Origin of the sequence: Comamonas sp. Z3, assembly GCF_008121565.1 — a bacterium.
Classification (GTDB): Bacteria; Pseudomonadota; Gammaproteobacteria; order Burkholderiales; family Burkholderiaceae_C; genus Comamonas; species Comamonas brasiliensis.
Genome location: NZ_VOQU01000001.1, coordinates 819,280 through 846,017, shown reverse-complemented (window position 1 = coordinate 846,017; position 26,738 = coordinate 819,280). Strand labels below are relative to the sequence as shown.

Annotated in this window: 25 protein-coding genes; 5 read left to right on the top strand and 20 right to left on the bottom strand. The window is 60.1% G+C overall.

Features of this window, described 5'->3' with window-relative positions:
• Positions 1–2: 2 nt before the first annotated feature.
• From FSY59_RS03985 to FSY59_RS03975, 3 genes are all read right to left on the bottom strand, one after another.
• Positions 3–923: an NAD(P)-dependent oxidoreductase gene (locus FSY59_RS03985; RefSeq protein WP_003056270.1), complete on the bottom strand. Its 921-nt coding sequence runs from the start codon at positions 921–923 to the stop codon at positions 3–5.
• A complete protein-coding gene (locus FSY59_RS03980; RefSeq protein WP_003056273.1) occupies positions 920–1,618 on the bottom strand; it encodes an RraA family protein in 699 nt (232 codons plus the stop codon). The genes FSY59_RS03985 and FSY59_RS03980 overlap by 4 nt, the downstream gene beginning before the upstream one ends.
• Before the next feature lie 73 nt (positions 1,619–1,691).
• Positions 1,692–2,660 carry a tripartite tricarboxylate transporter substrate binding protein gene (locus FSY59_RS03975; RefSeq protein WP_003056277.1) on the bottom strand — a complete coding sequence of 323 codons (969 nt, stop codon included), beginning with the start codon at positions 2,658–2,660 and terminating at the stop codon, positions 1,692–1,694.
• Between the two features lie 122 nt (positions 2,661–2,782).
• Here FSY59_RS03975 and FSY59_RS03970 point away from each other — a divergent pair, with 122 nt between their 5' ends.
• Positions 2,783–3,673 (top strand): LysR family transcriptional regulator, encoded by an 891-nt coding sequence (locus FSY59_RS03970; protein ID WP_148728492.1) that lies wholly within the window; start codon positions 2,783–2,785, stop codon positions 3,671–3,673.
• 116 nt (positions 3,674–3,789) lie between these two features.
• Here the strand turns inward: FSY59_RS03970 and FSY59_RS03965 are convergent, their stop codons facing one another.
• Positions 3,790–4,005 carry a hypothetical protein gene (locus tag FSY59_RS03965; RefSeq protein ID WP_003056284.1) on the bottom strand — a complete coding sequence of 72 codons (216 nt, stop codon included), beginning with the start codon at positions 4,003–4,005 and terminating at the stop codon, positions 3,790–3,792.
• Between the two features lie 404 nt (positions 4,006–4,409).
• On the opposite strand from FSY59_RS03965, the gene FSY59_RS27320 reads away from it, so the two are divergent.
• Positions 4,410–4,559 (top strand): hypothetical protein, encoded by a 150-nt coding sequence (locus tag FSY59_RS27320; RefSeq protein WP_003056286.1) that lies wholly within the window; start codon positions 4,410–4,412, stop codon positions 4,557–4,559.
• Positions 4,560–4,692: 133 nt separating this feature from the next.
• Here FSY59_RS27320 and FSY59_RS03960 read toward each other — a convergent pair whose 3' ends face one another.
• Positions 4,693–5,556, bottom strand: coding sequence for a DMT family transporter (locus FSY59_RS03960; protein WP_148728583.1), 864 nt, complete (start codon positions 5,554–5,556; stop codon positions 4,693–4,695).
• 293 nt (positions 5,557–5,849) lie between these two features.
• Here FSY59_RS03960 and FSY59_RS03955 point away from each other — a divergent pair, with 293 nt between their 5' ends.
• A complete protein-coding gene (locus FSY59_RS03955) occupies positions 5,850–7,052 on the top strand; it encodes a GGDEF domain-containing protein (protein WP_050871843.1) in 1,203 nt (400 codons plus the stop codon).
• 222 nt (positions 7,053–7,274) lie between these two features.
• Here the strand turns inward: FSY59_RS03955 and FSY59_RS03950 are convergent, their stop codons facing one another.
• The 5 genes from FSY59_RS03950 to hemN all read right to left on the bottom strand — a co-directional run bounded on the left by FSY59_RS03950 (position 7,275) and on the right by hemN (position 14,659).
• Positions 7,275–8,537: a helix-turn-helix transcriptional regulator gene (locus tag FSY59_RS03950; RefSeq protein WP_148728491.1), complete on the bottom strand. Its 1,263-nt coding sequence runs from the start codon at positions 8,535–8,537 to the stop codon at positions 7,275–7,277.
• 181 nt (positions 8,538–8,718) lie between these two features.
• Complete coding sequence (locus FSY59_RS03945) at positions 8,719–11,202, bottom strand: EAL domain-containing protein (RefSeq protein ID WP_003056298.1); 2,484 nt, start codon at positions 11,200–11,202, stop codon at positions 8,719–8,721.
• A 2-nt stretch (positions 11,203–11,204) separates the two neighbouring features.
• Positions 11,205–12,449 carry an HD-GYP domain-containing protein gene (locus tag FSY59_RS03940; protein WP_255439143.1) on the bottom strand — a complete coding sequence of 415 codons (1,245 nt, stop codon included), beginning with the start codon at positions 12,447–12,449 and terminating at the stop codon, positions 11,205–11,207.
• A 110-nt stretch (positions 12,450–12,559) separates the two neighbouring features.
• Positions 12,560–13,273, bottom strand: coding sequence for a sulfite exporter TauE/SafE family protein (locus FSY59_RS03935; protein ID WP_003056303.1), 714 nt, complete (start codon positions 13,271–13,273; stop codon positions 12,560–12,562).
• A 3-nt stretch (positions 13,274–13,276) separates the two neighbouring features.
• Positions 13,277–14,659: an oxygen-independent coproporphyrinogen III oxidase gene (gene hemN / locus FSY59_RS03930; RefSeq protein ID WP_003056305.1), complete on the bottom strand. Its 1,383-nt coding sequence runs from the start codon at positions 14,657–14,659 to the stop codon at positions 13,277–13,279.
• A 315-nt stretch (positions 14,660–14,974) separates the two neighbouring features.
• Here hemN and fnr point away from each other — a divergent pair, with 315 nt between their 5' ends.
• The gene (fnr, locus tag FSY59_RS03925; protein ID WP_029158640.1) at positions 14,975–15,697 is read left to right on the top strand and encodes a fumarate/nitrate reduction transcriptional regulator Fnr; all 723 of its coding nucleotides are present in this window, start codon (positions 14,975–14,977) and stop codon (positions 15,695–15,697) included.
• Between the two features lie 166 nt (positions 15,698–15,863).
• Here the strand turns inward: fnr and FSY59_RS03920 are convergent, their stop codons facing one another.
• The 9 genes from FSY59_RS03920 to FSY59_RS03880 all read right to left on the bottom strand — a co-directional run bounded on the left by FSY59_RS03920 (position 15,864) and on the right by FSY59_RS03880 (position 24,210).
• Positions 15,864–16,127 (bottom strand): hypothetical protein, encoded by a 264-nt coding sequence (locus FSY59_RS03920; RefSeq protein WP_003056309.1) that lies wholly within the window; start codon positions 16,125–16,127, stop codon positions 15,864–15,866.
• Between the two features lie 371 nt (positions 16,128–16,498).
• A complete protein-coding gene (locus tag FSY59_RS03915) occupies positions 16,499–16,804 on the bottom strand; it encodes a FixH family protein (RefSeq protein WP_003056312.1) in 306 nt (101 codons plus the stop codon).
• Between the two features lie 115 nt (positions 16,805–16,919).
• Positions 16,920–18,362 carry a cytochrome c oxidase accessory protein CcoG gene (gene ccoG, locus FSY59_RS03910; protein WP_148728490.1) on the bottom strand — a complete coding sequence of 481 codons (1,443 nt, stop codon included), beginning with the start codon at positions 18,360–18,362 and terminating at the stop codon, positions 16,920–16,922.
• Between the two features lie 82 nt (positions 18,363–18,444).
• A complete protein-coding gene (gene ccoP / locus FSY59_RS03905) occupies positions 18,445–19,356 on the bottom strand; it encodes a cytochrome-c oxidase, cbb3-type subunit III (RefSeq protein ID WP_003056318.1) in 912 nt (303 codons plus the stop codon).
• A gap of 27 nt (positions 19,357–19,383) precedes the next feature.
• The gene (locus tag FSY59_RS03900) at positions 19,384–19,521 is read right to left on the bottom strand and encodes a CcoQ/FixQ family Cbb3-type cytochrome c oxidase assembly chaperone (protein ID WP_003056321.1); all 138 of its coding nucleotides are present in this window, start codon (positions 19,519–19,521) and stop codon (positions 19,384–19,386) included.
• A gap of 18 nt (positions 19,522–19,539) precedes the next feature.
• Positions 19,540–20,172, bottom strand: a complete 633-nt coding sequence (ccoO, locus tag FSY59_RS03895; RefSeq protein ID WP_003056322.1) for a cytochrome-c oxidase, cbb3-type subunit II — start codon at positions 20,170–20,172, stop codon at positions 19,540–19,542.
• 19 nt (positions 20,173–20,191) lie between these two features.
• A complete protein-coding gene (gene ccoN / locus FSY59_RS03890) occupies positions 20,192–21,628 on the bottom strand; it encodes a cytochrome-c oxidase, cbb3-type subunit I (RefSeq protein WP_003056324.1) in 1,437 nt (478 codons plus the stop codon).
• Between the two features lie 63 nt (positions 21,629–21,691).
• Positions 21,692–21,829, bottom strand: coding sequence for a cbb3-type cytochrome oxidase assembly protein CcoS (gene ccoS / locus FSY59_RS03885; RefSeq protein WP_003056328.1), 138 nt, complete (start codon positions 21,827–21,829; stop codon positions 21,692–21,694).
• Complete coding sequence (locus FSY59_RS03880; RefSeq protein ID WP_148728582.1) at positions 21,829–24,210, bottom strand: cation-translocating P-type ATPase; 2,382 nt, start codon at positions 24,208–24,210, stop codon at positions 21,829–21,831. Before FSY59_RS03880 ends, ccoS begins: the two co-directional genes overlap by 1 nt.
• Before the next feature lie 189 nt (positions 24,211–24,399).
• Here FSY59_RS03880 and FSY59_RS03875 point away from each other — a divergent pair, with 189 nt between their 5' ends.
• Positions 24,400–24,843, top strand: coding sequence for a universal stress protein (locus tag FSY59_RS03875; RefSeq protein ID WP_003056331.1), 444 nt, complete (start codon positions 24,400–24,402; stop codon positions 24,841–24,843).
• 303 nt (positions 24,844–25,146) lie between these two features.
• Here FSY59_RS03875 and FSY59_RS03870 read toward each other — a convergent pair whose 3' ends face one another.
• Positions 25,147–26,700 (bottom strand): malonyl-CoA synthase, encoded by a 1,554-nt coding sequence (locus FSY59_RS03870; RefSeq protein ID WP_148728489.1) that lies wholly within the window; start codon positions 26,698–26,700, stop codon positions 25,147–25,149.
• Positions 26,701–26,738: the final 38 nt, after the last annotated feature.

Below are 26,738 nucleotides of genomic sequence, written 5' to 3'. Positions count from 1 at the left end.
ACCTAGGCTCTCAAGATTTGCAGCGCATTGTGTGCCGCTGCAACGCCCATCTTGATATAGGCATCGGCCGTGATTCCTCCGATATGGGGACTCAGCACGATACGCGGCTCTTCGCAAAACAGATGCGGATGCGCCATGGGTTCTATCGCGAAGCTGTCCAGGCCTGCAGCCCCTACCCGACCGTTCCTCACTGCTTCCAGCAAGGCCGACTCATCAATCAAGCCACCTCTGGCTGTGTTCACAATGAGAACACCCGATTTGCAGGCAGCCAGGCTGCTGGCATTGAGCAGATGGGCATTCTCATTCGTCAGCGGGCAATGCAGAGAAATGACATCCGATTCACTCAGAATGCAGCTCCAGTCTGCCCGCTGCACAAAGGTCGGCAGGTTCTGGGCATAAGGATCGAAGCCCAGCACCCGCATGCCCATGGCATTTGCCACTTTGGCAAAGCGCAGACCGATGGCCCCCAAGCCCACGACGCCGACAGTGCGCCCTTCAAGCTCCACATTCTTGTGCGTGGCCTTGTCCCAATGACCTGCGCGCATGCGTTGATCGAGCTGAATCACGGACTTGGCGCAGGCCAGCATCAGCGCCAGCGCCTGCTCCGCCACGGCCGCAGCATTGGCACCCACCGCAGCGACGACCTGAATGCCGCGCTGGGCGGCAGCCTGCTTGTCTATGGTGTCCGTCCCGCTGCCATGCTTGGAAATCACCCTCAGGCTGGGTGCCGCGTCCATGGCCTGTGCCCCCACCCTGCTGTAGCGCACGATGATCCCCACCGGGTCATGCTGTTTGCAAAGGCGCACCACATCGTCTTCGGTGGGCGCCTTTCCCGCATACACCAGGTCGAACTCGGCCAGCAACGCCAGGGCCTGAGGCGCAAGGTCTGCGCCCGTCACTAAAAAAACCGGCCGCTTAGTCACAGTGTTTCTCCTTCCCGGATCACGCCGGCAGAGCGCAGCGAAGCATCCAGCCATGCCGGTGCCAGCGCTTTGCGGTTGCGAATGTCGGCAATGCGCTTGGTTTCCGCAGCCACCTTGCTGACGGCCAGCGGCAGCATCGCCGCCGCCTTGGTGCGCTCAATGACAGTCACGCCATCGGCATCACCCACCACCAGGTCACCCGGGCACACCGTCACGCCGCCAACGCAGATGGGATGATTCAGACGACCTGGTACAAACTTGGTCGGTCCATTCGGGTTCAGGCCGGCGGCGTACATGGGAAAGCCCAGTTCGCGGATGGCCTCGCTATCACGTACTGCGCCGTCAATCACCACGGCGGCAATGCCCAGAGCCATGCATTGCTGCGACATGATCTCCCCCATCAGTGCGCTGGAGAGATCGCCCTTGCCATCCACCACAATGACATCCCCGGGCTGCGCCACTGCCATGGCGGCATGAATCATCAGGTTGTCGCCTGGCCGCACCTCGACGGTGATGGCCGGCCCGGCAAAGCGCATGCCGGGAGCCAGCGGCGCAATCCGACCATGCAGTCCGCCACGGCGGCCGGCCACATCGGCCAGGATTGACGAAGGAAACTGGGCTGCCTGTGCAACCACTTGTGCATCCACGCGCTCTATATTGCGAACCACATCAGGCAATGCAGCGGCTTGACTCATAAGAATCTCCAGGGGGCCGGTGCATTCCGGCCGATTGAGGGGTAAAAAGGAAAGAGGAAACCGAATCGGTCGGTCAGTCGATGCGCGCGCCGGACTGCTTGACCACCTGGCCCCAGCGCACGATGTCTTCCTTGATCAGAGAGGAAAACTGCTCGGGGCTGCCCCCGACCGGGAGGGCGCCTTGATCACTGAGCTTTTTGCGCAGGTCCGACTGACCCAAGGCCCTGTTGAACTCGCTGTTGAGCTTGGCGATCACCTCCCTGGGTGTGCCGGCAGGCGCAAGCAATCCAAACCATGTCACGGCATCAAAGCCTTTGTAGCCCGACTCGTTGATACTTGGCACTTCGGGCAGGTCATCCACCCGCTTCGCAGACGTCACGGCCAGAGAACGCATCTTGCCTTGCCGGATCTGGCCAATCAACGTGGGGACGGATCCCAGGTACAGATCCACATTTCCGCTGACTACATCGGTCAATGCCTGAGCCGCGCCTTTGTAGGGCACATGCTGCATCTTGATCCCAGCGGCCGACTGCAGCAGCTCGCCCGTGAGATGCGCCACCGTGCCATTGCCGGGAGATGCAAAATTGAGGTGCCTGGGTTTGGCCCTGGCCGCTTTCACCACATCGGCGAGTGTCTTGTACGGTGCACTGGTGCCTGTGACCAGCACAAAAGGCGCATTCGCAAGCTGCACAATGGGTGCCAGATCCTTGACCGCGTCATAAGGCATCTTGGCGTACAAGGCGGGACTGATTGCCAGGTTGCTGGACTGTCCCAGCACCAGGGTGTAGCCATCAGCAGGCGCCTTGACAACCATGTCCACGCCCATGTTGCCCGCGGCACCGGGCTTGTTCTCCACCACAAAGACCCAGCCCGAAGCGCTGGTCACCTTTTGCGTGACCTCGCGCGCAATGATGTCCGTCCCTCCCCCTGCGGGGAAGGGAACCACCACTCGGATGGGACGATTGGGATAAGTTTGTGCGTACGAGGTCGCTGCAGCAGCGAGAGCACAGAAAGCGACCAAAGTACGGCGGTTCAGCAACATGTTTGTCTCCAATGGATTGCCGGCCACAGCGCCGGCTTTTTTGTGATGTGCTTGAGTATTGACGCGGCAAAAGATACAGTCCAATCGATAATTTTTTCAAATACATCAATCTTGCTTTTGCTATGGACCTGCGTGATCTTCGCTACTTCGAAACCATTGCGGAGCTCGAACATATCGGGCAGGCCACAGAACGCCTGCACCGCACCCAGCCGGCTTTGACGAGCTGCATCCGCCGGCTGGAAGCAGAATGCGGCGCTCCCCTGTTTGAAAAATCAGGTCGCGGCATCCGCTTGACGGCTGCCGGCCAGGTTTTGCTCAAATGGGCGCAGCGCCTGCGCTTTGACACCGAGGATGCCAAGCGAGAAATCGCAGAAATGGCACTCGGCCTGCGCGGCCATATTCGCGTGGGCATCGTGCCTACCGCCGCGCAATTTCTGTTGCCGCAAGCTGCACGCCAGCTCATGGCCCAGGCTCCGGAAGTCACCTTGCGGACCGTGGTAGGCCTGGTCGACACGCTGCGCCCACAACTGCAGGCAGGGATGATTGACTTGCTGGTGGGCACCGAAGGCCCGGATGAGCCTGGCTACATTTCACAGGTGCTGACCTCGGACACCATCGTCGTGGCCGCCAGTGCAGAGCATGAGATACACCACATGCAAGCAAACTTGCGTGATCTGACGGCATATCGCTGGGTGCTGCAACCTCCTGGTGCCCCTACCAGAGACTGGCTTGATCACGCGTTTGACCGCAAGCGCCTGCCTCGCCCTCGTGTGCAGGTGGAAAGCACCATGCTTTTGATGCTGCCCACATTGATCGCCGAGACCAAGCTGCTCAGCTTCATCTCGCGCCATCACCTGGAGAGTTCGCCTGCTGCATCCCGGCTGCGCGAAGTGCCCATCAAGGAAACCACCATGACCCGGCGACTGGTTGTCACCTACCGCGAGCAAAGCTATGTCGCCCCCGCAGCCAGACTGCTGATCGATCTGCTGTCCAGCGCTGCCGTCATCGATTAGGTCTGGCCAACTCATCCAAGCATTCGACATTGGCTGTCTGGACATGCCGTGTCTGAAGAAATGATCTCAAGTGCCAAGCATGCAATGGCGGTGCCCCCATGGCTGCGACCTTGCCTCTAATCACGACGCCAGCCAAGGCCTCCGGAAGTGTCATCCCCGCCAGACCATAGCGCCGTGGTGCCTGGACCCTGATATGCGCCACGCCCCCACTCATGGCGCACATCACTGCTTCCCATGGTCTGCTGGGCATTGGAGCCTGCATCGCGCCCCGGCATCATGGAACAAGCTGCCAGCATGCTGGCAACCGCCGCCACCAAAAATAGCGCTTTCATGGCAACTCCTTGAAAAATTGGAGTCCTTCAGGCTATTCCTGCTGCGCATGCCGCTTGTAAATTCTTGTTGAACAGCCGCTTTGCCTACCTAATGCGTACACCAACCCGCGAATCGCGCGCTTTGCTTTTTGAAGCCCTGAATCCATGGGACATGGGCGCTCACCATCTGCCGGGAGCTGCTCTGCTCTCTCTCCCCTGCAAAGAAGCCATCTTTCCCAGCACGGAGACTGCATAGCGCATGCCTGAGCACAGGGGATATGACAGATGGCTGGACGAAAGAGCCATGCAGTTCCTGCGCAAGAATGCCGGTACAGTTCCTCGTTTACATTTCTGTCAACCAACTGACATCATCAGGCGTTAAAAAGAAACAAATCAGCTTCTATCCACCTCTTCAAGGAGTAGCCATGACCTACCTGTACGCCGCCTATCCAGAACTCAAAGCGACGAATCAAGAGATCATGACGCCGATGCCTGATCCGCGTTCCCCGGAGGAAGTTCTGAGCATGCTGTCCCAGAACCCGCCCGAAGGTGAATACAGCGTCGACGCCTTCTAAGCAGTCCCCCTCAGCAAGTACAGGCCACCTGACCGGTGGCTTTTTTTGTTTCTGAAGCCTCCATCTCCAAGAGCATACGCAGGAGCCGATCGGAGGTCGTTGTGGCGCCACATCGGCCTGCAACAATAAGCAGCTACTTCGATGATGAAACAGGTCCACCGACCGGGGAAGAAACCATCACCAATGCAATTCCGCCCAGAATGGCGACACCGGCCAGTGTCAACCGCGTGGTCCAAGGCTCTCCGAGCCAGGAAACAGCACCTATGGCTGCCAGCAACGGAACGCTGAGCTGCACGGATGCCGCAGCTCCCGCCTTCAGATGAGGCAGTGCGGCATACCACGCGACGTATCCCAGCCCCGATGTCAGCATCCCTGAGCACAGCGCATAAGCCAGTCCCGCAGAGCTCAATGAGGCTCGGTCCTGCATCAGCAGGGGCAGCAGCAAGGCAAAAGGTACAGTCCGAAGAAAATTGCCTGCCGTCACGCCAATCGGGTCAGCGGCCCCCTTGCCGCGCAAGGAGTACAGACCCCAGGAGACTCCAGCGAAAATCATGAGCAGAGCCGCACCCAAGGGCGGTGCCGATAGTCCGGGTCGCAGCAGCACCACCAAGCCGCCAAAGGCCAGCATCAGACCGCCCCACTGCCGCAGTGCAAGTTTCTCGTCGCGGCAAAGGCCGACACCCACCATCGTTGCCTGTACCGCCCCGAACAGCAGCAGAGCGCCAGCCGCAGCCGAAAGACTCCCATAGGCGAATGAGAAAGCTGCGGCATAAGCGAACAAAAACCCGGCCGACCACCAGTTGCCTACGCCAACGCAGGAGGCTCGCCTCAAGCCCACCACCAACGCCAATATTGCAGCGCCTGAGGCCAGGCGTACCGCCGTAAAGCTTGCCGCATCAATAGAGTGGGATTGCAGCGCCAGCCGACACAAAAGTGAATTGGCCGCAAAGGCAGCCATCGCCAAACAGGTCAACGCAGCAGTACGAAACAAGGGCATCTCGAACCCGACAAAGAGACTAGTCGCAGTATTTTCCCACTCCGGCCGTCCATGACCAAGCGTGCTTTTTTGTTCAGAGGCCCTCCTGAATCCGAAGCTCGTTCCCCACTGCGGCCACATTGACAACCATCTGTACCCAGGGTCCAGATGACGCAGATCGGCAATAGGCATTGCGATAGCTTGTGAAGTCACATATCTAGCTGTATGAATGGCGACTGTCGCCTGTCGCTTTGTATTGGGAGAGCAGGCAATGCTGCTGCGTTTCGATCTTTGGTCGAGAAGGCTCTGGTCAGATGTTCGCGAACAACGACTTCCTCCTGGTTCTGACGCCATCACTGGCAATACTGGCTCTCGCAGCCATATTGATCATCGCCTGGCTCGCTCAAAGATCTCAGCGCTTTCTGCTCTGGCAAGCTTGCGCCTATTCGCTCACCGCCCTGCCTCTCGGTGTGCAAAGCCTGCTGCCCCTGGATGAACTCAATCACTACGCCTTGTACATCGGCAGCTTCTACCTGCTGAGTGCCTGGTGTCTTGCCAAAAGTTGGTCAGAGAGGTGGCGTGTATCGACCCAGCCATATGCAGTATCACTGATAGCCATCGCGACCTTAGCTGCGTTGTATCAGTTCAGCCGGGTCGAACCCAACGTCTGGGCTCGGGTGAGCTCCTTCAGCATAGGCTCCGGTCTTGTTTTGCTGCTGCCCATACTGCAGGTGCGCTCGAGGAAGCACTCGTTTGACTGGCTCGATCGATCGCTGCTCTGGCTGAGCATCATCTTCACTGCCTACACCTTCACTCGGCCGGCCCTGATCTGGCTGCTTGGATACTCGGATCTGCGCTCCCTGCCAAGATCGCCCTACTGGATTTTGACGCTGGTGAGCATTCTCAACTTCTCGCTGCTTTTCACTGTCGTGATGACCGCCATTGCAGTGAAGGAAACCGTGGACAAGCTGCGCAAGGAACGTGACTTTGATGCATTGACCCAGGTACTGAATCGCCGCTCTTTTCAGGAGCATGCCCAGAAGCGGCTGGATGATCCGAGGCTCTACCCCATGGCCGTGCTGGCCTGCGATATAGACCACTTCAAACGCATCAACGATGCCTGGGGTCACGAACGTGGCGACAAAGTGCTGCAGCTTGTCTCTGCGACCTTGCAAAACAATGTGCGGGAGCAGGATCTGGTCGCCCGATTCGGCGGCGAAGAGTTTGTGATGCTGTTGACCGACATAACACCATGCGATGCAGAACTGATTGCCCAGCGCATCCAGCGTGACCTCGGGTCCAAGAATCCGGTTCTTCCATCGGGCCCCAAACTGACCATGAGCTTTGGCATTTCTTCGATCACCAAGTCATTCCAGCTTGAGCAAGCCCTGAAGGAAGCTGATCAACTGCTCTATCAAGCCAAAAATGCGGGGCGCGACCGAGTTCATGTATCGGGAGTTGTCTACCCGGATAGCTCCGACAAAACCCTTCAGCAGCGAAACAGACCTGCAGCTTAGGACTTGCGGATTCATATTCCCCTAGACATCCGCCAAGAAACGGTTTCGCCGACATGTATGAACAACTCCGGCCCGACTGTCGCGCTTGAGCAGCACTACAGCGCATCAGAGCAGCTCCCGGCTTGCACAATGCGCGTTCGGCATGACCCGGAAGCGATCAAGTCCAAACGGCCCAAGACGCGAGGGCCCTCGTGCAGACGAGCTTGCGGGTCCGGTCCGGAATCATTGATTGCCCAGCCAGGCCACGCTGTTGAGAAAAAGTCGCACCAACTCTGTCTGACGGCGAACCCCGGTCTTGGAAAAAATGGAACGCAGATGGGCGCGCGCAGTATTGGGTTTGATGCCCAGAGCCTCCGCAGCCTCTTCCAAAGACATGCCATTGCTCAAATGCGTGGCCACTGCGGTTTCGGCAGGAGTCAGATGGAAGAGCTGCTGCGTGAGCTTGACGGGCGGCTCCGCCTTGCCCGTCGTATCGCGCAGAAAAACCGCCACGCTGGGACGCTGCTTGCCTTCAGTCCATTCATCGGCAGAGATGCTCTGCACCACCACACCCCAGTTCAGCTGACCGGACTGGCGGGTGATGGACATACCCTCCGTCGTCGAAGCCCGCTCCAGCCTGGGCGAAAGCAAGGCATCGCGGATCAGACGCTGCAGCTTGCGATTGTCATTCGCATAGACGGCTTCGAGCGCTCCGTTGTTGACCCGTATGCCATCGCCCAGATTCAGAATGGTTGTCGCCGCTGGGTTGGCCTCTATCATTTTCCCGGCCTGATCGAGAATGACCACCCCCATCATCAGCTGCGCAGTGGCACGCCCATACAGCGATATGACCTGCCGGTCACGGTGCAGATTCAGCTGCATGTTCAGCACCCGCTTGAGGTGAGGCACCAGCATGCGCACCAGGTCCAGCTGCCGTGATTCGAATGCACCGGTGCTCGCAGGCCGCGTGATACGCCAGCCATAGGAGCAGCCGTTATCGGTCATGACGTCGACGGCCAGAATGTGCTCAATATCCACCCCCTTGCACCAGTCGGTGTAGTAGCGGCAGGAATGCCATTCGGACTCCGTCATCACATCCCGCAAGGTGAGCACCTGGTCCTTGGCAATGCCGAGAAACGGACTCCACTGCGCATAGGGGTCGTAGGGAATGACCTCGGAGCGGCCTCCGGTTGCCGAGATTACCCAGCCCACATTCTCACCATGGGGGTCGCGCACCACGAGCGAGGCATAGTTGCCATTGGCGCAAGAACGCAGCAGTTCCAGAAAAACCTTCCAGTGCTGCGGATCCATGGCGGACTCATACAGCGCTGCAATCAGCAGACTCATGGCTTCGGTGCTGATACGCGGAGTTTCATCCAGCGAGCCAGCTGCACCGGACTCGGCAGGCCTCGGAGCAGAAAAGCCGACAGAAAAGCCATTTACGGCCTCGAGAGCGGCCGAGCGGTAGTTGTAGAAGTCAAAACTTGCGTATTCGCTTTTGGGCATTGGCTATCTCAAAAAATCCGGCCCATCAGCACTGCACAGTTGCTCAACTCTGCACGCATTGTTCATTGTTGTAGGTGCCCGGCAGTCGGCCCAAGAAATGCCCTGATCTTGCCGAGCCCACACAGACTGCGCATCGTCAAATCAGACGATGGAAAACCTAGCGCAAACGCATGCCCAGCGTCTATTGCAGACCTGCAATATGAATACCGCTGCCATCTTCGTCCGGCGAGTACGGCTGTGCGCCGGATGCCTGCTCGGATGCGCCTTGCTCCAGGCGCTTTCTGAATTGCTCCGCTGGCAAGGCCGGCGAACACAGATAGCCCTGAAAGTAGTCGCCCTGCAGTTGCTCTATGGCCTGGCACTGCTCCTGCGTTTCCACACCTTCGGCCACCAGCTCCACGCCCAGGGCCTGCCCCATGCTGATGATGGCGCCCACGATGGCCTTGTCTCCCGCGTCGTGAGGCAGGCCGCGCACAAAGCTCTGGTCGATCTTGATCTTGGAGATCGGCAGTTTTTTCAAATAGGCCAGGCTCGAATAGCCGGTGCCGAAGTCATCGATCACAAGGCCCACGCCCAACTCTGCAATCTGATGCACGCGCAAGGCCATTTCCTGAGCTTCCTGCAGCAGGATGCTCTCGGTCAACTCCAGCTCCAGCCACTGGGCCGGCAAGCCGCTGGCTTCCAGCACGCGCTTGAGGCGATCCACAAAGTCCGGCTGCCTGAACTCCAATGCCGAGACATTGACCGAGACCTTGACGGGCTTGCCCATGGCCAGCCAGCGCGCTGCCTCCTGCACCGACTGCTCCAGCACCCAGGCATCAAGCGCAACCACATAGCCGGACTCTTCGGCCAGCGGAATGAAGGCCGCCGGGGAGATCACGCCCAGCTCGGGATCCGTCCAGCGCAGCAAAGCCTCCGCCGCCACAATGCGACCCGTGCGGATATGAACCTGGGGCTGGAAGTGCACGGCCATATGCCCCTTGTCCAGAGCCTGCCGCATGGCGTGCTCCAGCTTCATGCGCGAGAGCAGGCCTGCACTCATCTGCGGCTGGTAGAAGCTGAAATTGCCGCGTCCGCGCTCCTTGACGCGATACATGGCGATATCGGCCTGACGAATCAGCTCGTCAAGCGTCAACCCATCTGTAGGGAACTGCGCCGCGCCAATGCTGCATTGCACGGAAAAACCCAGGCCGTCGAGCATGAAGGGCTGACGCATCTCTTCCAGAATGCGGGCGGCAACGGCCGAAGCGCCCTCTCCGGTACAGTCGTGCAGATAGAGCACGAACTCGTCCCCTCCCTGGCGACACAGCACGTCGGCAGGACGCAGCAATCCACCCAGCCGCTGAGCAACCAGCTTGAGTACCCGATCGCCAAAGTCATGACCCAGCGAGTCGTTGATGATCTTGAAACGGTCCAGATCCAGAAACAGAATGCTGAAAGGCTGCTGCGTAAAACGCGCAGCGGTGATGGCGGCCTGCACATGGCGGCTCAAGCTCAGGCGGTTGGGCAGTCCGGTGAGGGCATCGCTGTAGGCAAGCTGCTCGATCTGCTTTTGGGCACTGCGCTGCATGGTCATGTCGCGCATGAAGCCAATGCTCTGCACCAGACGACCATAGCCGTCGCGCAATGCCACCCAGGACAGCCAGACCGCACAGCGCTGACCGTCGCTCTGCTTGAGCCAAAGATTGCCCTCCCAGAAACTGCCCACATCCCAGCGCGCGGATGCCAGTTCCAGCAGATCGGAAACAGGGCCGCCTTCGGACTCGAACAGCGCCCAGGCGGCAAGACCCAGCACCGACCTTCCATGCAGCAGTTGCACGCCCGCCGGGTTGATCTGCACAATGGCGCCCGCGGCATCGGCTATGAAGATGCCGTCCAGGCTGGACTCGAACACGCGCGCCGCGAGACGCAGCTCGGTCGCTGAACTGGATTCCGCCGTGATATCCCGGTAGGAATAGATCCGCCCTATCGCCACACCGCGACTGAGCTGAGGCACGGAACGGCGCTCCAGCACCCGGCCGCTTAGCAGTTGCAGCACCTCCGAGGTCTCGGGTGCCGACAGATTCTGCGCCTCCTGCAACAGCGTGAACTGGCTCTCGCTGCTGATAGTCTGCGCCTCAAGATGGGCAAAGATGGCCCCGTCGTCACGTTGCACGAGCAGGGACTCGGGCAGTTGCCACAGCTCTGCGAAACGATGGTTGAAGGCGCGAATGCCGCCGCGCAGATCGCAGACCAGCATGCCGTCTGCGGTGGACTCCAGCGTCGCCCGCAACTCCGCAAGCAGCATGTCGAGCTCGCTTTCATGCCGCAACTGCTCGCTGCGGTCGAGCATGGAGAGTAACAACCAGCGCGGGTTCTGGGCGATGGAGCCAACCCCCATCTCCACGGCCGTCAACGATCCATCCGCCTTACAGATCTCCGTGAGAAATTTCGCGCCGCCCACCCAATTGGAAGCATCCTGCCAGAACGCCTTCTGCACCAGGGAAGCGCAAAGCACATCGACATACTGCTCCTGTGCCTGCTCGGGGGTGTAGCCCGTGAGCTGCGTGCTTGCCGCATTGGCATGAAGCACGCGCAGGCTCTGCGCATCCAGCAGCCAGACGGCCTCCTGCAAGCCATCGAGCATGGCGGCGAGCAGAGGGTCGATCAGAAAACTCTGCGGCATGGTCACGCGAGATCTTTCTCGACAGCAGGTGCTGCAGAACTGTCAAAAAAATAGCAAAGACGTCTTTGTGGCTGTAAAGCTTCCAGCGCATTGCGCGATAGCTGATTACGCGTCAGACCGCGACGAATCCCCAAGCCCACATATTCAAGCAAATCGACGAACCGCAACTTCTGCGCCGCCTGCGTGTCATAGGTCAGCACCTGCGGCTTGAGAGACTGGCTGGTATTGACGGACACCACCACGCCCATGCGCCCATCGCTGAGCTCCACCAAGGACCCCGGCGGATAGACACCCAGGGTCTGCACGAATGCCTTGAGCACTTCAGGTGCATAGCGCTGGCGGTACTGCCCGTACAGTGCGGCCATGGCTTCGTGGGGCGTCATTTCGTTGCCTTGCAGTGGCAGATTGCACAAACGCTCGAAATTGTTGGCCAGCGCCAGTATCTGTCCGGCAACATCCATATCGGTCGCCAGCAGGCCAAGCGGAAAGCCCGATCCATCGGCCCACTCATGATGCTGGGCGATGGCCGTCGTGACCGAAGGAGGATAGCCCATGGACAGAGCCAAAGCCACCGACTCTCCGACATGCCGTGCATAGGTGGTCTCTCGCAGCGGCATGCGATCCGTGGCTTGATTCAGTGCATTGGCCGACGCGGAAATCTCCAGCCCTGGCTTGCCGATGTCATGCAGCAACGCTGCCGTGCCCAGATCCTGCAGCACATCGTTGCGCAAGCCCAGCGTCTTGCCGAGCAACAGGCTCAGCACGGAAACGTTCACTCCATGAACACCGAATGTGACGCCGCCCGTATCCGCGAGCAGATGCAAGCTCAGATCACGATCCTGCGCCAGTTTGACGACTTGCTGCGCAACCAGCCTATCCGTCGTGGCGCGCGCCCGTTCGGGGTTGGCAGGCAACAGGGCCTGAACATCGTCAAATACCGACACCGCACCCAAAAACCGGGACTGCACGCCCAGAATGCTGTCTCGCCAGGCATGCGCATCGCTGTCCGGATGGCTCGCAGCGGAGCGAGGAGGCGCGACGGAAGGCGTGACAGCCTCCTCCAGATCACTTCTGGAGAGATCAACCTGTACGGCCTTGAGCTTCAGGGTCCTGAGCGTCTGCAACTGCTCGTCATTGACAATCTTGAAGCTGCTGACGGGAAACGGGTGGCGCAGCCAGCCAGTCTCCAGATGGACATACATGCCAATTCGCAGTTGTCCGATATCAATAGCAACGAAACGATTCACTTTGAGCGCTACACACAAGATAAGACATTATTCCGCAGTTCCATGACTGCTCAACCATGACTAGGGTCTGTTGGGATGCAAACTGCACCAACATTCCCCTCCTGTGTGACTTATCGGCACCAAAGGCTGGGTTTGTAGACCAGATCCATCCACAAAGCCCAACTCGCAACACCAATCAGCATCAAACCCGCAATTCTGGTGCCCCAGCGCGCCCGCAATGCATTCAGATGCGACTGCCCCAGCTGCCACAACCAGGGGCCCGCCAGCAACCACGCTGCGCCGCCAATGGCAAACGCTGCCATTGACAGAGCACCTTGCCAGACTCCGCCACTCAGCGCGGCCACCAGCACTGCCGAATACAGCAAGCCGCAAGGCATCAGGGCCCAGGCAAAGCCTGCGGCCAGACTCCCTCCCGGGGCGACGACCCAGGGCTGGACCCTGGCCCAGACAGAGCGCCCCGCCTGCTCCAGCCATACCGGCTGCCGCGCCTGCACCAGCATGGCCAGACCCCAGGCCATGACCGCGACATGCATCAGCGTCCACAACTTCTGCAAGGCCGTTGTCTGGCTGGTCAGCCAGGCCAGACTCTCCATCGCCACGGCCGCAACCCCGCCCAGCAGGGCATAGCCGGCAATGCGTCCCAGATGAAACAGGCTGGTGCGCAGCCATTGGCGTTTTTGCAGGCCGTGCAAGGCGATGACCTGGCCATCGCTGACAGGCCTTGCCCCTGTAACTACACTGCAGGGCGCAGCGCACATCACAAGACAATGGGGCCCACCCACGAGCCCCATGATCAAAGCAGTCCAGACCAGCGAAAACAACATGCGCTAGATGATGCGCGAAAAGCGCGCTCGGTTTCGGTCGGCCTGCAAATATCGATCAAACAGCATGGCTACTCCGCGCACAAAAAACCACCCCAGGCCCGTGACCTTGAAGCCCTCGTCGGATAGCTGAACCAGGCCATTGCGCTGCATTTCCGCCAGCGCTGCCAACTCCCGAGCAAAGTACTCGCGGAAATTGATCAGCCAGGCCTGCTCCATCGGCTCGTACAGGACGGAGCCCTGACACATGATGGCCATGATGATGGCTCTGCGCACCAGATCGTCACGCGAGAGCGCCAGTCCGCGCTGCACGGGCAGCATGCCGCCATCAATGGCGTCGTAATACTCTTCCAGGGTCTTGACGTTCTGGCTGTAGGTGGCCCCCACCTTGCCGATGGCCGATACGCCCAGTGCAATCAGGTCGCAATCGGGCTGGGTGCTGTAGCCCTGGAAGTTGCGATGCAGGCGCCCCTGACGCTTGGCGATGGCCAGAGAGTCGTCGGGCAGTGCAAAGTGATCCATGCCGACATAGACATAGCCACCATTCATGAATGCATCAATTGCGCCGGAGAGCATGTTCAGCTTCTCCTGTCCCATGGGCAAGTCAGCCGATGCAATACGCCTTTGCGGCTTGAAGCGCTCGGGCAGATGCGCATAGGCATACAGAGCAATACGGTCGGGACGCAACTCATTGACCTGGGCCAGCGTTCGCGCAAAAGACTCGGATGTCTGCTTGGGCAGGCCGTAGATCAGGTCCACATTGATGGAGACAAAACCCAGACGGCGGGCCTCGGCCACCAGCTCAAAGACTTGCTCGGCTGGCTGCTCCCGGTGCACCGCTTTCTGCACCGCAGGGTCAAAATCCTGCACGCCAAAGCTCAGGCGATTGAAGCCCATGTCCTTGAGTGTCTTCAACCTCTCGTTGCTCACGGTACGCGGATCGACCTCGATGGAATACTCGCCGGCCGGATCGAGCTTGAAATGCTCACGCATCAGAAGCATCAACTGCTGCAGCTCGGCATCGCTGAAGAAGGTCGGCGTGCCGCCTCCCAGATGCAGCTGGCTTACCAGCTGGCCTTTGCCGCAATGCTCGGTATGCATGGCCAGTTCACGGCCCAGATAATCCAGATACTCGGCAGCCTTTTCATGATGCTTGGTCACGATCTTGTTGCAGGCGCAGTAATAGCAAAGCGACTCGCAAAACGGCACATGCACATAAACGGACAAGGGCAAGGCGCGTGAACCCGAATGCGTCTTGCGCTGTTTCAGCGCCAAGATGTAGTCGTCTGCACCAAAAGCCTCAACAAAACGGTCGGCTGTTGGGAATGATGTGTAGCGTGGGCCAGGAATATCAAAGCGGCTCAGCAACTCGGGCGTGACTGCGGTCATAACTGAAAGTTAGGGTGCGCCCACACTCCACATTGAGCAGATTTCAAAGGGAATCAGACCCTGGAAATCATGCCCATAATGGGCAGATTTCAAAGGAAATCAAATCCTGGAAATCATGCCCATAATGGGCAGAAGCACATGTTTTTGAATGAATGCAAACAATGTGCACCAAGGCAATCCAGCTGTCCTTGATGAATATCAAGAGAGCGCCATGCAAGTACTGCGACAATTTGATCCAACTCATCACTAACTACGAGGTCAATGATCGGCGCGACTCTCCAGTCCAAGTCTGTCTGTGCCGTTGCTGAAAAGCCCATGAATCTTCAGACCATCAAAGCATCCTGCTCCAACTGCAATCTGCGTGAACTGTGCATGCCCATGGGCCTGGACGATGAACAAATGGAGCGCATTGACGAAATTGTGGCCACGCGCCGCAAGGTCAAACGGGGCGGGCTGCTGTTTCGCAACGGCGAGGAGTTCACCTCGCTGTACGCCATTCGCACCGGCTTCTTCAAGACCAGCGTGGCCACCGAAGACGGTCGCGACCAGGTCACGGGCTTTCAGATGGCCGGCGAGATCATCGGTCTGGACGGTATCGTCAACGACCACCACACCTGCGATGCCGTGGCGCTGGAAGATGCCGAAGTCTGCATCATGCCTTTCGACAAGCTCGAGCAGCTCTCGCGCGAAGTCACGGCACTGCAAAATCATGTGCACAAGGTCATGAGCCGCGAAATCGTGCGCGAGCATGGCGTGATGCTGCTGCTGGGCAGCATGCGCGCCGAAGAACGCCTGGCGGCCTTTGTGCTGAACCTGGTGCAGCGCCTGTCCGCACGCGGCTTTTCGAAGTCGGAGCTGGTGTTGCGCATGACGCGTGAAGAAATCGGCAGCTATCTGGGGCTCAAGCTGGAGACCGTGAGTCGCACCTTCTCCAAGTTCGCCGAGGAAGGCATCATCGAAGTCAGACAGCGCCATCTGCGCATTCTGGATACCGAGGCGCTCAGGCGCATCGTCAACAGCCAGCAATGCCAGGACTGAGTTCAACAGCAGCCTTCAAGAAAAAGCCCGCAGACAGCGGGCTTTTTTGATGGCGGCGAATGCCTGCCAGGAGTTGCCGCCGCCGAGGCCGCCGGCACAGCGAGCGGCCAGCCCCTGCATCCAAGGCCGCCACCTGCCCCGAAACTACGGTCCTGTGCGCAGCGCCTTATTCGACCAGGGGCTCGGAGACTACTCCCTGGTTCAGATCGCTGGCCGAACGCCCCAGCATGACGGTCATCAGTCCGCTGAGCACGGTGACCGCCCAGAAGGCAAAAAAGGCCAGCGTGTAAATGGCATTGCGCGACCATTCCAGAGGCGAGCCCAGCCAGTGCATGTCCAGCGGATCCACAAAGGCAAATACCACCATTTCCATGATTGCCGCAGCCAGAAAAGCCGGCCAGACAATCCACATCCAGCGTCGAGCATCCATCGCGATTCTCCTTGGCCTGTGGGTTTGAACCCATTTTGCACAATTGCCATGACCTTCCCAGCCGTACCAAGGGCATGCACTCAGATGGGAAACCCTGGACCGCTATTATTTAAAGAGCTTGCAGCGCTTTATTTGTATCGATTCAAGGACTATATCTATCTGAAATAGTCCTGATAAAGCGCTATGCGCTCCTTTTATTGAATACCAGCCGGAGATCCTTTGCCGGTTTCTGAGCACTGCAGAGACCCGCCCGACTCTGCGGTCGACCAGGACATAGAGCGCCGCCGCGACCGGCCGAGCTACAGAAAAGTCTGCAACCAGGGCCGCAAAAAAGGCCGCGGAAGCGGCCTTGGGATGCGTTGAAATCTCGGTCAGCGATCCAGCGGATGGTCCTTGGCCGGCGTCGCGGCATGGTTGCGCCCCGTCACTGCCGGCGCCAGGCTTTTTTCACTCTCGGTGAGGCGCTGGTTGATTTCAATGCCGTGACGGTAGTAGTCGGGGTCAATCACGGGATCCGGCTTGCTCATGGCGATATAGGCGGTCACGATGCCCGCGACCACCACCACGGCGGGACCGGCGATGACGAGCCAGACATGGGCAAACTTCCACCAGGGCTTGCCGTCCTCGGGGTGGATGATCTTGGCCTTTTGCGGGGCCTTGGCTTGTGCTGCCGACATGGTGAAACCTCTTTTCAGAAATCTGGGCGCCCAATTGCAAACCTGCAATCGGGCAGCATCAATTGTTGCTGATTCGCGATGCCCTTGCGTGGCTGTCACGATGCATGCCGCAGGCCTAGCGCGGCACCAGGAACACGGATTTTTCGGAGATGCGTCCGGCCCCAGCCGTCAGAGCATCCACATTGAAATGCACAGGGTGCGAGCCGGAAGCGGCCGAGCCATAGGGAATCTGCAGGCGCACCGCAATGCCGCGCGTCTCGGCCGGACCTACCGAGACTTCCTGCTCGGACACTACCTCCAGCTGATCCAGCCCCGTGGCGCTGATGCGATAGTGCTGCTCGGACTCGGTCGCATTCATGATCTGCAGGCGATAGACGTTTTCGAGCTTGCCGCCAGCCACGATGCGCGACAGCGCGGCGCGGTCGCGAATCACGTCGACCTTGAGCGGCTCGCGCAGTACCAGGCTGGCGATCATGGCTGCGCTCAGCGCCAGCAGCACGGTCGAGTAGATCAGCACGCGCGGGCGGAAGATACGCCGGATCACCTGCGCCTGCTTCCAGAGCTTGGCCACGGCGTTCTGCGTGGTCAGGCGGATCAGGCCACGCGGGTACTCCATCTTGTCCATCACGGAGTTGCAGGCATCGATGCACAGACCGCAGCCAATGCACTCGTACTGCAACCCCTTGCGGATGTCGATACCCACGGGGCAGACCTGAACGCAAAGCTTGCAGTCTATGCAGTCACCCAGACCCTGTGCCTTGTAGTCCACGTCTTTTCTGCGCGGGCCGCGCGCTTCACCACGCTGGACGTCGTAGCTGACGATCATGGTGTCCTTGTCGAACATGGCGCTCTGGAAGCGTGCATAGGGGCACATGTACTTGCAGACCTGCTCGCGCATATAGCCGGCATTGCCGTATGTGGCAAAGCCGTAGAACAGCACCCAGAAAATCTGCCAGCTGCCCTGGAAGGCCATCAGCTCCACACCCAGTTCACGGATGGGAACGAAGTAGCCGACAAAGGTGAATCCGGTCCACAGGGACAGAACAATCCAGAGGAACTGCTTGAGCGACTTCTTCCAGATTTTCTCGAAGGTCCAGCCATGCTTGTCGATGCGCATGCGGGCGCTGCGGTCTCCCTCGACCTTGCTCTCGATCCACATGAAGATCTCGGTATAGACCGTCTGCGGGCAGGAAAAGCCGCACCACAGACGCCCGGCCACTGCGGTAAACAGAAACAGCCCCAGCGCGCTGATGATGAGCAGCCCCGTCAGGTAGATGAAGTCCTGCGGGTAGAGCACCAGCCCGAACAGATAGAAGCGCCGCGCCCCGAGGTCGAACAGCACCATCTGGCGCTCGCCCCACTGCAGCCAGGGCAGACCGTAGAAGACGATCTGGGTCAGGAACACCATGATCCAGCGCCAGCGCGAGAAGACGCCGCTGATGGCGCGCGAGTACACCTTCTGTTCGGAGGCGAACATGGGCATATATTCCTGGCCGCCGTCCACAGGCTCGGGCGTGATCGGAATGACTTTGCGAGGTTTCTCCGGATCGCAGGGCATCGCAGTTCCTTAATATTTTTGTAATTACTGAAAATTCAAATGCGAAAAAGGCGGTGCCTTGGCACCGCCTTCATCACCCGTCTTACTTCTGGGCGCTTGCGTTGGACAGCCCCCAGACATAAGAAGCCAGCACCGCGATCTGCGCCTCGGTCAGCTTGTCCTTCTGGGCAGGCATCTCGTTCATCTTGCCATGGTTGACCATGTCGACAATGACGGACTCGCCCCAGCCATGCAGCCAGATGTCATCGGTCAGGTTGGGTGCGCCAAGCGCCTGGTTGCCCTTGCCATCCATGCCGTGGCAAGCCGCGCAGGCCACGAACTTGGACTTGCCCTGCGAAGCCTTGACGGCATCGTGGGGGCTGCCCGACAGGCTCAGCACATAGTGAGCCACATTGCGCACATCTTCCGCCGAGCCCACGGCAGCTGCCATGGGAGGCATCACGCCGATGCGGCCGTTGGTGATGGTTTCCTTGATCTTGTCGGGCGTGCCGCCGTGCAGCCAGTCACCGTCGCTCAGATTGGGGAAGCTCTTGCTGCCGCGTGCATCGGAGCCGTGGCATTGCGCGCAGTTGTTCATGAACAGACGCTCGCCGATGGCCATGGCCTGAGGGTCCTTGGCCATTTCTTCGGTGGGCATGCTGACGAACTTGGCGTACATGGGCTCCAGGTCGACACGGGCCTTTTCCATCTCCTTGTCATAAGCGCCATACTGGGTCCAGTCCAGCTCGCCCTTGAAGGAGCCCAGACCCGGGTAGGCCACCAGATAGGCCAGGCTGAAGACCACGGTGATCACGAACAGACCCATCCACCATTTGGGCATGGGGTTGTTGAGCTCGCGCAGGTCTTCGTCCCAGACGTGACCCGTGGTGTTGTCCGCGGAAGGAACGACCTTGCGGCGCGCCACCAGCACCAGCAGCAAGAAGCAGCCGAGGATGCCGATCAGCGAAACGGCCGCAATGTACACGGACCAGAAGTTGTTAAAGAAGTCGCTCATGGGATGTTCTCGTTGTAGTGATCAGACTCAGTCTTCCAGGAAGGGAAGCTGAGCTGCCTCGTCGAAACGGGCCTGGTTACGGCGGGCATACGCCCACCACCAGATGCCCACGAAGCACGCCAGCGAAGCCAGTGTGGCCAGAACACGCATGGTGGTGATATCCATTTGCCAGTCCCTCCTCTGTTACTTGACGGCGCGACCCAGAACCTGCAGATAGGAGATCACGGCCTCCATCTCGGTCTTGTCCTTGACTTCGGCCTGAGCCCCGGCGATCTCCGCATCGGTATACGGCACACCCACCTTGCGCAAGGCGCTCATGCGCGTTGCCACGGCAGAGTCGTCCACCTTGGTGGCTTCCAGCCAGGGGTAGGCAGGCATATTGGACTCGGGCACCACATCACGCGGGTTGTTCAGGTGAATGCGATGCCATTCGTCGCTGTACTTGCCGCCCACACGGTGCAGATCGGGGCCAGTACGCTTGGAGCCCCACTGGAAGGGGTGGTCGTAGACGAACTCGCCGGCCACCGAGTAGTGACCGTAGCGCATGGTCTCGGCGCGGAAGGGGCGGATCATCTGCGAGTGGCAGTTGTAGCAGCCTTCGCGCAGATAGACGTCACGACCCATCAGTTGCAGCGGTGTGTAGGGCTTGAGACCCGCCACGGCTTCGGTCGTGGACTTCTGGAAGAACAGCGGCACGATTTCGACCAGGCCACCGATGGTCAGCACGAACAGCGTCAGCGCGATCAGCAAAAAGTTGCTGGTCTCGATCTTCTCGTGCATGGAGCTCTTGGGAACTGCGTTATTTTGTTCAGACATTGCTTTTGCTCCTCAATGCTCAGGCGTGAGCCACCACGGCAGGCACTGCCACCTTGACGGAACGGCCGGCCATTGCGGTCTTCCAGGTATTCCATGCCATCACCAGCATGCCGCCCAGATACAGCAGACCGCCGGTCACGCGAATCACGTAGAAGGGATAGGTCGCCTTCACGCTTTCGACGAAGGTGTAGGTCAGCGTGCCGTCGGGGTTGATGGCGCGCCACATCAGGCCCTGCATCACACCGGCAATCCACATCGCGGCGATGTACAGCACGATACCGATGGTGGCCATCCAGAAGTGCAGCTCGATCGCGGGCACGGAGTGCATTTTTTCGCGGCCGAAGAGACGGGGAATCAGGTAGTAAAGAGAACCCATGGTGATCAGACCCACCCAGCCCAGAGCACCGGAGTGCACGTGGCCCACGGTCCAGTCGGTGTAGTGGCTCAGTGCGTTGACGGTCTTGATGGCCATCATCGGGCCTTCGAAGGTGGACATGCCGTAGAACGACAGGGACACGATCAGGAAGCGCAGGATGGGGTCGTCACGCAGCTTGTGCCAGGCACCCGACAGCGTCATGATGCCGTTGATCATGCCGCCCCAGCTGGGAGCCAGCAGGATCAGCGAGAACACCATGCCCAGCGACTGGGCCCAGTCGGGCAGCGCGGTGTAGTGCAGGTGGTGAGGACCGGCCCACATATAGGTGAAGATCAGTGCCCAGAAGTGCACGATCGACAGGCGATACGAGTAGACGGGGCGACCGGCCTGCTTGGGGATGAAGTAGTACATCATGCCCAGGAAGCCTGCGGTCAGGAAGAAGCCCACGGCGTTATGGCCGTACCACCACTGGACCATGGCGTCCTGCACGCCGGCATAGGCCGAGTAGCTCTTCATCCAGCCTGCCGGAATGGAGACGTTGTTGACCACGTGCAGCAAGGCCACGGCCAGGATAAAGGCACCGAAGAACCAGTTGGCCACATAGATGTGCTTGACCTTGCGGATGCCGATGGTGCCGAAGAACACGATGGCATAGGACACCCAGGTCACGGTGATCAACAGATCGATGGGCCATTCCAGCTCGGCATATTCCTTGCCCTGGGTGTATCCCAGGGGCAGGCTGATGGCCGCAGCCACGATGACCAGTTGCCAGGCCCAGAAGGTCAGGCTGGCCAGCTTGGGCATGAACAGTTTGGTCTGGCAGGTGCGTTGCACCACGTAGTAGCTGGTGGCAAACAAGGCCGAGCCACCAAAGGCAAAGATCACGGCATTGGTATGCAGCGGACGCAGACGTCCGTAGCTCAGCCAGGGAATGCCGAAGTTGAGTTCCGGCCAGGCCAGCTGTGACGCGATAAACACGCCTACTGCCATACCTACCACCCCCCATACCACGGCCATGATAGAGAACTGTCTTACGACGGTGTCGTCGTAATAGACAGCATTGTTATGTGTTGCTTCCATCGGGCACCTCTTAGATTTCTTGCAAAGTGTTCACTGGTTTCTCATTGGGCTCGTTGAGCCACATCAATCGTCGCGAAGAATGCGCTCGCCTTCCTGTTCCACGCTCTCGAACTGGCCACGGTAAACGGCCCACCACAAGGCGGCCACAATGGCCATGACCAGAACTACCGACAGCGGAATCAGCACATACAGAATGTCCATCAACGGCCTCCTTGAATCAGTGGCATGACGGTGCCCCGCGACGCAAGATGCGCAGAGGCGGACGCGTTGCTATCAGCAACCTGCAGCGGCAACGCACGTGCAAGACGGGCTGCGTTGGCGACGACCAGCAAGGAGCTCAGCGCCATGCCGAGCCCTGCCAGCCAGGCAGGCATCCAGCCCATCAGGGCCAGAGGAATAGAGATCGCGTTATAGGCTGCTGCCCAGCTCAGGTTCTGGCGCACCACGGACAAGGTCCGCCGGGCCAGCAACAGGCTTTGCAGCACTAACTCCAGGCTGTCTCCCAGTACCACGAAGTCTGCTCGTGATTGTGCCAGCGGCACTGCATTGCCAAACGCAAAAGAGACATGCGCTCCGGCTAAAACTGGCCCGTCATTCAGGCCGTCGCCAACCATGGCGACCTTGTGCCCCGCCGCCTGTGCGGCCTGCAGGGCGGCCAGCTTGTCCTGCGGTTGGCAATCGCCCTGCGCAGTCTCGATCCCCAGCCTGGCAGCCACCGTCTGCACCGCTGCCGAGCGGTCTCCCGAGAGCAGTTGCACGCTGACGCCATGGCGCCTGAGATCGGCAATGACCTGGGCCGCTTCGGGACGCAGGTCCTCGCTCAGGTGGAACTGCGCCAGGGGCAGCCAGCCAACTTGCGACTCCTCGGCCAGCATCACGCTCTGACCCGGCTCATGCGGTGCCAGCTCGGGCACGCCGCAATGCGCGGCCGAGCCCAGACGAAGATGGCGGCGCAAAGCGGTATTGCTGCGCGCCTGCACCCAGACATCGAGGCCGCTGCCGGCAACTTCCTGGATGGAGTCCAGCAGCCATGCGCTGGCAGGCAGTTCAACCACCTCGGCCGCCTGCGCCAGGGCCCTGGAAGCGGGATGCATGGACTGACGCGCCAGCAAGGCGGCCAGCGCCAGCAGGTCATCAGTGTTTTGACCTTCAGCGGGTGTCAGCGCGCGCAGCACCAGACCATCGCGCGTCAGCGTTCCGGTCTTGTCGAACACCAGCGTATCCACGGCGGCCAGCGCCTCCAGCCCCTGCAGATTGCGCACCAGCACGCCGCTGCGCGCCAGGGTGCCAGCCGCCGTCAGCATGGCCACGGGCGTGGCCAGTGAAAGCGCGCAGGGGCAGGTGACGATGAGCACGGCCACGGCCACCATCATGGCCTTGCCCGGGTCGGCAGGCCACCACCAGATGGCCGCAGCCAGCGCCGCCAGCAGCACCACGACAAGGAAAGGACGAGCCACCCTGTCGGCCAGCTGGGCCAGGGTGGGCTTTTGCAGCGAAGCGCTTTCCATCAGATTCACGATCTGCGCAAAGCGGGTGCCCTCCCCCACGCTATCCACGCGCACATCGACCACACTGTCCAGGTTGTAGCTGCCGGCGGTGACTGCATCGCCCTGTGCACGCAGAACAGGAGTCGATTCGCCGGTCAGAAGAGCCTCATCGGCATGGGTAGTACCGCGCAGGATCCGGCCGTCTGCGGGGAAAGCCTCGCCCGTGAGCACACGCACCACATCGCCCGCGCACAGTCGACGTGTGGCCACACGCTCGAACTCGCCCGATTCAGGCTGCTGACGCAGCACCGAATCCGGCAGACGGTTCATCACGGCTTCCAATGCACCGGCCGTGCGGTCACGCAGGCGCAGCTCCAGCCAGCGCCCCGTGAGCAGGAAAAACACAAACATGGTCAGCGAGTCGAAGAAGACTTCCTGGCCAAAGGGACCGGATGGATCAAAAGTGCCCAGCGTGCTGATGACAAAGGTGATCAGCATGCCTATGGCCACGGGCAGATCCATGCTCACGCGGCGCTGGCTGATGTCCTTGAGCGCGCTCTTGAAGAAGGGGCCGCAGCAAAACAGCACCACGGGCAAAGAAATCACCCAGGAAGCCCAGCGCAGCAAGGTCTCCATCTCCAGCGACAGATCGCCGGGACGCGCCGTGTAGGCAGGCCATGCATACATCATCACCTGCATCATGCACAGGCCGGCCACCAGCCAGCGCCACAGGGCACGGCGCGTCTCGGCCTGGCGCAGCTCGCGCGCAAACGCATCGCGCGCGGGCAGGGCCCGATAGCCGGCACGCGTGATGGCGTCCATCCATTGCGATGGAAGCACCTGGGCAGGACGCCATTCGACGCGGGCTCGACGCGTTGCGGCACTGACTTCGGCGGCCTGCACTCCGGGGACGGCTCGCAGCGCCTCCTCGATGGTCAGCGCACATGCAGCACAGTGCATGCCCTCCAAAACCACAAAGGAATCCCACACCGGGGATTCGGTCGCGTTCTCGGAGATTGGAGCCTTGGAGCTCTGGCCTGCGGGACGGCCAAACGAGCTCCATTCTTGCGGATCGTCCAGCAGATGGCTGTGCATCTGGGACGAGTTCAGGAAACCGGTGTCAGCAACAGCACGCTCTGCCGCGGAAGGCTGGACAGTAGGGTGTTGGGACATGTTTCAAGCGTAACTACGGCAGATGATACCCACCTTGACATTAATCAACTGTTAACTGCCCAATCGACATATGCTTGTATCCACAACGCATACAACCTGAAGGAGAAAGCTATGTACAACCGCATTTTGATTGCTACTGATGGCACTGAACTCTCGGACAAGGCTGTGCATGCAGGCCTGGATCTGGCCGCTTTGTGCGGCGCCAGCGTGATTGCGCTCAAGGTTGTGTCGCACTATCCGCGCAGCTATCTGGAAGGCAGCGATTTGCTGGACATCAAGGAAGCCAAGCGCATCGAAGAGCAGTGGACCAGCCAGGCCCAGACCCTGCTGAACGGCGTCAAAGCCTTCGGCCATGAGCGCAAGGTCAATGTCACCACCGAAATCGCCCACTCCGATCTGGTAGCCGAATCCATTGTGGAAGCGGCCAAGAAGCACGACTGCGACCTGATCGTCATGGCATCGCATGGCCGCAAGGGTCTGCAGCGCCTGCTGCTGGGCAGCGAAACCCAGCATGTGCTGACGCACTCGCCCGTGCCCGTGCTGGTGCTGCGCTGATGGACTTCAGCTGAGCCGCCTCGCGGCTTCGCCTTGAGAGGACGGCGCCTTGCCAGGTGCCTCTGATATGCAATGAGACAGGCCGCCCGGAGGCGGCCGTTTTTTCACTCCCAAATTAAAAGCAGCTTGCGCACAAGCTGCTTTATTTTTAGGCAGATTCAATACTGAATGTGCCTGCCAGACTGCGAAAACAGCTCACTTTTCAGGAGTCAAGTCAAAAGACAAGCGCCTGGAATGTGGCCAATAGTGCAGCCAAGAACCAACGCCTGCCGCCCGGCTGGAGCCGCCGGGCTGCGGCCGGGTTCAGGAGAACTCTTGCTGATACTGGTCGCGCAGCAGCTTCTTCTGGACCTTGCCCATGGTGTTGCGCGGCAGGCTGTCCACCACATAGCAACGCTTGGGCACCTTGAAATTGGCCAGCCTGGCCTTGAGCAACTCCAGAATCTGCTGCCCGTCCAGCTGCGCGCCCTTGCGCGGCACGATGACGGCAACGCCCACCTCGCCAAAATCCGGGTGCGGCACGCCCACCAGGGCGCTTTCGTCCACGCCGGCCAGATCGTTGATGAAGCCCTCCACCTCGGCCGGATAGACGTTGTAGCCGCCCGAGATGATCAAGTCCTTGCTGCGCCCGACGATGCTGAAATAGCCGCGCGCATCCTGCATGCCTACGTCGCCGGTCTTGAACCAGCCGTCGGCCGTGAACTCCTCGGCGGTCTTCTCCGGCATGCGCCAGTAGCCCTTGAAGACATTGGGACCCTGGACTTCGATATTGCCGATCTCGCCTGCGGGCAGGGCCTTGCCGTCGTCGCCATGAATGCGCACGCCCACGCCCGGCAGCGGGAAACCCACGGTTGCGCCGCGGCGCTCGGCCTCGTTGCCGTAGCGCGCATCGGCCTGATAGGGGTTGGAGGTCAGCATGATGGTCTCGCTCATGCCGTAGCGCTCCAGGATGGTGTGGCCGGTACGTGTCTTCCAGGCGCGGAAGGTCTCGATCAGCATGGGGGCCGAACCCGAGATGAAGAGACGCATGTGCGCGGCCATGTCGCGGTCCAGCCGGGCGTCGGCCAGCATCCGCACATACAGGGTCGGCACGCCCATGAAGACGGTCGCATCCTTGAAGCGCGCCATGACGGCCTCGGGCTCGAAGCGGGAAAACCAGATCATGGGACTGCCGTTGAGCAAGGCCCCGTGAATGGCCACAAACAGGCCATGCACATGGAAGATGGGCAGCGCATGAATCAGCACATCGCCATCCTGCCAGCCCCAGTAGACCTTGAGCGTGGCCGCATTGCTCAGCAGATTGCCGTGGCTGAGCATGGCGCCCTTGCTGCGCCCCGTGGTGCCGCTGGTGTAGAGAATCGCCGCCAGATCGTCGGTGCGGCGCGGCACGACCTGGTGCTCGTCGCTATGGTGGGCCGCGCGCTCCAGCAGGCTGCCCGTGCGGTCGGTGCCCAGGGTGTAGACATGGCCCACACCGTGGTTGAACGCGATCTTGGACACCCAGCCGAAACAGCCGGGTGCGCAGACCACCACGGCCGGCTCGGCATTGGTGATGAAGTACTCCATCTCTGCGCTCTGGTAGGCCGTGTTCAGCGGCAGGAACACATGGCCGCTGCGCAGCGTGGCCAGGTAGAGCATCATGGCTTCGACCGACTTTTCCACCTGCACCGCGATGCGGCTGCCCTCGGGCAGATCCAGCGAGGCCAGCAGATTGGCCATGCGTGCACTGCCATGCTCCAGATCGGCCCAGGTGTAGTAGAGGCTGGAGCCATCGGGCTCGATGGCCTCCACGGCATTTTTCGTCAGATCCGCAGGAAACGCAGCGCGCAGCGCGCTGAAAAGATTGGCTTGAGACATGTCGATGATCGTGATGCTGTCGGTGAATGCAAAAGGTC

What these genes read in the sequence shown, in the direction of transcription:
- ccoP (WP_003056318.1), bottom strand. Translation starts at nt 19,356, where the DNA reads ATGAGCGACTTCTTTAACAACTTCTGGTCCGTGTACATTGCGGCCGTT.
- FSY59_RS03945 (WP_003056298.1), bottom strand. Translation starts at nt 11,202, where the DNA reads ATGCCGCAGAGTTTTCTGATCGACCCTCTGCTCGCCGCCATGCTCGAT.
- FSY59_RS03880 (WP_148728582.1), bottom strand. Translation starts at nt 24,210, where the DNA reads ATGCACAGCCATCTGCTGGACGATCCGCAAGAATGGAGCTCGTTTGGC.
- FSY59_RS03980 (WP_003056273.1), bottom strand. Translation starts at nt 1,618, where the DNA reads ATGAGTCAAGCCGCTGCATTGCCTGATGTGGTTCGCAATATAGAGCGC.
- FSY59_RS03875 (WP_003056331.1), top strand. Translation starts at nt 24,400, where the DNA reads ATGTACAACCGCATTTTGATTGCTACTGATGGCACTGAACTCTCGGAC.
- ccoN (WP_003056324.1), bottom strand. Translation starts at nt 21,628, where the DNA reads ATGGAAGCAACACATAACAATGCTGTCTATTACGACGACACCGTCGTA.
- hemN (WP_003056305.1), bottom strand. Translation starts at nt 14,659, where the DNA reads ATGACCGCAGTCACGCCCGAGTTGCTGAGCCGCTTTGATATTCCTGGC.
- FSY59_RS03950 (WP_148728491.1), bottom strand. Translation starts at nt 8,537, where the DNA reads ATGCCCAAAAGCGAATACGCAAGTTTTGACTTCTACAACTACCGCTCG.
- FSY59_RS03935 (WP_003056303.1), bottom strand. Translation starts at nt 13,273, where the DNA reads ATGTTGTTTTCGCTGGTCTGGACTGCTTTGATCATGGGGCTCGTGGGT.
- FSY59_RS03975 (WP_003056277.1), bottom strand. Translation starts at nt 2,660, where the DNA reads ATGTTGCTGAACCGCCGTACTTTGGTCGCTTTCTGTGCTCTCGCTGCT.
- ccoS (WP_003056328.1), bottom strand. Translation starts at nt 21,829, where the DNA reads ATGGACATTCTGTATGTGCTGATTCCGCTGTCGGTAGTTCTGGTCATG.
- FSY59_RS03960 (WP_148728583.1), bottom strand. Translation starts at nt 5,556, where the DNA reads ATGCCCTTGTTTCGTACTGCTGCGTTGACCTGTTTGGCGATGGCTGCC.
- FSY59_RS03915 (WP_003056312.1), bottom strand. Translation starts at nt 16,804, where the DNA reads ATGTCGGCAGCACAAGCCAAGGCCCCGCAAAAGGCCAAGATCATCCAC.
- fnr (WP_029158640.1), top strand. Translation starts at nt 14,975, where the DNA reads ATGAATCTTCAGACCATCAAAGCATCCTGCTCCAACTGCAATCTGCGT.
- FSY59_RS03920 (WP_003056309.1), bottom strand. Translation starts at nt 16,127, where the DNA reads ATGGATGCTCGACGCTGGATGTGGATTGTCTGGCCGGCTTTTCTGGCT.
- FSY59_RS03955 (WP_050871843.1), top strand. Translation starts at nt 5,850, where the DNA reads ATGTTCGCGAACAACGACTTCCTCCTGGTTCTGACGCCATCACTGGCA.
- FSY59_RS03970 (WP_148728492.1), top strand. Translation starts at nt 2,783, where the DNA reads ATGGACCTGCGTGATCTTCGCTACTTCGAAACCATTGCGGAGCTCGAA.
- ccoG (WP_148728490.1), bottom strand. Translation starts at nt 18,362, where the DNA reads ATGCCCTGCGATCCGGAGAAACCTCGCAAAGTCATTCCGATCACGCCC.
- FSY59_RS03965 (WP_003056284.1), bottom strand. Translation starts at nt 4,005, where the DNA reads ATGAAAGCGCTATTTTTGGTGGCGGCGGTTGCCAGCATGCTGGCAGCT.
- ccoO (WP_003056322.1), bottom strand. Translation starts at nt 20,172, where the DNA reads ATGTCTGAACAAAATAACGCAGTTCCCAAGAGCTCCATGCACGAGAAG.
- FSY59_RS03900 (WP_003056321.1), bottom strand. Translation starts at nt 19,521, where the DNA reads ATGGATATCACCACCATGCGTGTTCTGGCCACACTGGCTTCGCTGGCG.
- FSY59_RS27320 (WP_003056286.1), top strand. Translation starts at nt 4,410, where the DNA reads ATGACCTACCTGTACGCCGCCTATCCAGAACTCAAAGCGACGAATCAA.
- FSY59_RS03870 (WP_148728489.1), bottom strand. Translation starts at nt 26,700, where the DNA reads ATGTCTCAAGCCAATCTTTTCAGCGCGCTGCGCGCTGCGTTTCCTGCG.